A 3,988-nucleotide genomic window follows, 5' to 3' on the forward strand; every position below is an offset into this window, starting at 1 on the left:
CAACCACGACCAACATCAACACCAGGGGGTCAACTTTCAGGCGTCGCTACGGGGTCAAATTTCGAGCGTCGTTGACACCTCGCCCGCTGGTTGTCCTGGCCGCACGGCTGGGCTTGACCTGGAGGAGCCGGGCTGCTGGGCTCTGCCTGGGTCGATGGCGGGCGAGCGATCAGGACTTCCACCCCAGCCAGCTACGGCGTGAGCTATGCGCGGCCCCCTCTCGGAGCCGGAGTGCCCCGGGGTTTGGGGCAGCGCCCCAAGGTCTTCCCTGCGTCTTTGGGAGAGATCTTCATCAGTGCCAACGTTTGCCGGCAGGGGTGCGCGACCGCCGAGGCGGGACCGGCCGGAGAGCCGCAGCCCGCCGACGGCGGGGCGCGCGGCCCGTAGCCGGCTGATGCTCGTGCTCGCGTGGGCTCCGGGTGCGGGCCGTCGTGGTCCCGGCCTTCGGTGCGCCTTCTGCTCTCCCCCCTTGCCTGCTCTTTGGTCGGGCTTCTCCCTGCTCCCCGCGGCACTCGCCGCCGAAGGCGGAGGACGTGGACAAGTGGCTGAGCAACCGGGCAACGGTGCTCAGTACGAGCACGCTACGGCTCGTACGGTCCTACCTGAATCGAGCCGTCAAGCGGGCGATGGCGCGCGACCTGGTGAAGCGCAACATCGTGGAGCTTTGCTCGACTCCGACAGGCAAAGGGGGCCGCCCGTCCAAGGCTCTGACCATGGCGCAAGCGGAAGCCGTGCTGACTGCCGCCGAAGGCACTCGGATGCACGGCTATCTCGTCTTGTCTCTGCTCACGGGGGCGCGTACGGAGGAGCTGCGAGCGCTCACGTGGGATCACGTGGATCTCGAAGGCGACCCGAAGGCTACTCCACCCGTCCCGCCGTACGTCGCTGTGTGGCGGTCTGTGAGATCGGGCGGGGACACCAAGACTTGGAAGTCCCGCCGGACTCTCGCGCTTCCTCAGCGCTGCGTGGACGCGCTGAGGGCCCAGAAGGCTCAACAGGAGACCGACAGGAAGACCGCCGGGGAGCGCTGGTAGGAACACGGTCTCGTGTTCGCCTCGTCGGTTGGCACACCGCTGGACGCTCACAACGTCCGAAGGGCGTTCCGTGCCGTGGTCAAACAGACTGATCTCAACCTGAAGGAGTGGACTCCCCGGGAGCTGCGGCACAGCTTCGTCTCGCTGCTCTCGGACAACGGCATCCCGCTCGAAGAGATCTCACGGCTGGTCGGGCACAGCAGCACGGCCGTCACCGAGCTGGTCTATCGCAAGCAGATCCGGCCCGTCCTCCAGGAGGGTGCGGTGGTCATGGATCGCATCTTCAAGAAGTGATCGGGAACGGTAGCCACGCAGGTAGACACGCAAAGGCCCTCGCCGGTTCTCCGGGAGGGCCTTTGAGGTGGAGCCGCCTAAGGGAATCGAACCCTTGACCCCTTCATTACGAGTGAAGTGCTCTGGCCGACTGAGCTAAGGCGGCATGCCGCGAGCGGCTTCGCACAGTCTACAGGGTCATCACGGTTCTCGTGCACCCGTCGCCGCCCGGGAGCGTCGCGGCCCTCCGAGCGTGCTCCCGGGAGCCAGGTCATGTTCCGAGTAGATCGGTAAAACTTCCCCAGCCGCCTGCAGAGTCTCCCTTTACCCGATCCCCAGCAGAAACAGGGCATCCCCGGCGCATCTGTCACAGGAAAAGCGCCCTGTACCGCCTGACGGCGCCTCCGAGCCGCCAAACATTCGACCTCATCCTTCGCGGCCGTTGTCAGCAGGTCGCCGCCCGCCCTCGGCAGGCGGCATGCTGGTCCTCGTCACGCAGGCGACGGCAGGGGAAACGACGGGTATGCGATCGGCCGGACAGAAAGCGAAGGTCACACCGCCTCGTACGCGGTACGGCGGCGGTCCTCCGAGCCGGCGAATGGCGGTCGCGGCACTGGCCGCATTGCTGCCGTTCACGGCGTGTTCCAGCCACGCCCCGGCCACCTCCGAGCAGCCGAGCGCAGGCGCCAAGGCGCAGCCGGCGGTCGAGGCGCCCACGGCCGAGCTGCGCCCGTTCTACGCGCAGCGGCCCACGTGGCGCGCGTGCGGCGACGGCTTCCAGTGCGCCAAGATCGAAGTGCCCCTCGACTACAAGAAGCCCTCCGGTGAGCGCATCCAGCTCAGCGTGATCCGCCTGCCGGCCACCGGCAAGCGCGCCGGCTCCCTGCTCATCAACCCCGGCGGGCCCGGAGGTTCGGGCATCCAGTACGCGCGGGCGGCCCGGTCCGTGGTCAGCGACAAGGTGCGCGCCCAGTTCGACGTCGTGGGGTTCGACCCGCGCGGCGTGGGCGAGTCGACTCCGGTCACGTGCATGACGGCCTCCCAGCTCGACGCGTACATCGGGATGGACTCGAGCCCGGACACGCCGGCGGAGGTCACGGCGCTCGACAAGGAGTCCAAGCTGTTCGCCGACAGCTGCGGAGCCAAGTCGGCCCGTCTGCTCCCCCACGTCGGCACGGCCGACGCGGCCAGGGACATGGACGTCCTGCGCGGCGTCCTCGGCGACCCCGGTCTCACCTATCTCGGCAAGTCGTACGGCACCTATCTGGGCGCGATGTACGCCGACCTGTTCCCCAAGCACGTGCGGGCACTCGTGCTCGACGGCGCGGTGGACCCGGCCGTGCCGTCGCTGAAGTCCAACGAGGTGCAGGCGAAGGGCTTCGAGGTCGCGCTGAAGGCGTTCGTCGAGGACTGCTTCCTCAACGGCTCCTGCCCCTTCAAGAGCCGTACGGTGGACGGCGCGATGAAGGAGGTCAGCGACCTGCTGGCGAAGGCCGACCGGCAGCCGCTGAAGAACGACCTCGGCGACGGCCGGGTGGTCAACGAGGCGTGGACGGTGATCGGCATCGCCACCCCGCTGTACGAGCGCGCGGCCTGGCCCCGGCTGCGGGAGGCCCTGAGCAAGGCGATGAACGAGGGCAACGGCACGGACCTGCTCCGGATGGCCGACCTGCTGGTCGACCGGCGGTCCGACGGCTCGTACTCGAATCAGACCGAGGCGAACATGGCCGTCAACTGCGTGGACCACCCGTACCCCAAGGCGCTCGACGCGTACCAGAAGGCCGCGGGCGAGGCCGCCAAGACCGCGCCGCACTTCGGGCCGTTCGTGATGTGGGGTTCGCTGCCCTGCGCCTACTGGCCCGCGAAGGCGGTCGGCACCGACAAGCCGCTCAAGGCCGTCGGCGCGCCGCCGATCCTCGTCGTCGGCACCCTGCGCGACCCCGCCACGCCGTACGAGTGGGCTCAGGGGCTCGCCTCGGAGCTGACCTCGGGTGTGCTCCTCGGGTACGACGGCGACGGGCACACGGCCTACCGCAGCGGCTCCACGTGTGTGGACAACGCGGTCGACGACTACCTGCTCGCCCTGCGCGCTCCCAAGAACGGCACCGTCTGCCCGAAGACGGGCTGAAAGGCGCGAACCACGTACAACACGGACCTGTCCCTGCGGCGCGCGGAGACCGCACGCAAGGAGTTCTCCGTGCCCGCGCCGCCGGGCCGACGTCGAAGGTCACGCTCCTTCGGCAGGATCGACCACGCACCCGTACGTTAACTCTCCAGAAGCTGAAAGTTTCACATTAGTCGAGGGTCGGCGTCCGCCTTCCGTGGGCCTCCGGAGCCCAGTTCAGTACAGGTGAGCCGCCCGGCTGCCGCAGGTCTCGGACAGGCCCGGCCCTTGACCACCCCTCGCACATGGGGTTGGCTCCGCCACATGACCACCGGTCGTCACCGCGAAATGTTAGCGCTCACATTAACTTCATGGGACGCGAACGGTGAGCGACCACCCCCTCAGGAGGCGCATGTGAGATCGCCGTTTTCACTGTCCAGGCGGGGACTCGCCTGGGTCGTGGGCCTGCTGTGCGTGCTGGCGTTGCTCCCGGCCGGCGCGGCCAGGGCGGACAACCCGATCATCCAGACCATCTACACCGCCGACCCGGCGCCGCTGGTCTACAACGGCCGGGTCT

At 68.4% G+C, this 3,988-nt stretch carries 3 protein-coding genes and 1 tRNA gene; 3 read left to right on the forward strand and 1 reads right to left on the reverse strand.

The window, feature by feature from the left end; genetic code table 11:
• Positions 1–533: 533 nt before the first annotated feature.
• Both B1L11_RS49335 and B1L11_RS49340 read left to right on the forward strand, forming a co-directional pair.
• On the forward strand, positions 534–1,034 hold the full coding sequence (locus B1L11_RS49335; RefSeq protein WP_218671701.1) for a hypothetical protein: 501 nt from the start codon (positions 534–536) through the stop codon (positions 1,032–1,034).
• 12 nt (positions 1,035–1,046) lie between these two features.
• A complete protein-coding gene (locus tag B1L11_RS49340; protein WP_218671702.1) occupies positions 1,047–1,328 on the forward strand; it encodes a tyrosine-type recombinase/integrase in 282 nt (93 codons plus the stop codon).
• Positions 1,329–1,396: 68 nt separating this feature from the next.
• On the opposite strand, the gene B1L11_RS44090 is transcribed toward B1L11_RS49340, so the two are convergent.
• Positions 1,397–1,473, reverse strand: a tRNA-Thr gene (locus B1L11_RS44090).
• Between the two features lie 432 nt (positions 1,474–1,905).
• Between B1L11_RS44090 and B1L11_RS44095 the strand changes: the two genes are divergently transcribed.
• Complete coding sequence (locus B1L11_RS44095; protein ID WP_079321077.1) at positions 1,906–3,435, forward strand: alpha/beta hydrolase; 1,530 nt, start codon at positions 1,906–1,908, stop codon at positions 3,433–3,435.
• Positions 3,436–3,988 lie beyond the last annotated feature (553 nt).

This window comes from Microbispora sp. GKU 823, assembly GCF_002027145.1.
Taxonomy (GTDB): domain Bacteria; phylum Actinomycetota; class Actinomycetes; order Streptosporangiales; family Streptosporangiaceae; genus Microbispora; species Microbispora siamensis.

What these genes read in the sequence shown, in the direction of transcription:
- B1L11_RS44095 (WP_079321077.1), top strand. Translation starts at nt 1,906, where the DNA reads ATGGCGGTCGCGGCACTGGCCGCATTGCTGCCGTTCACGGCGTGTTCC.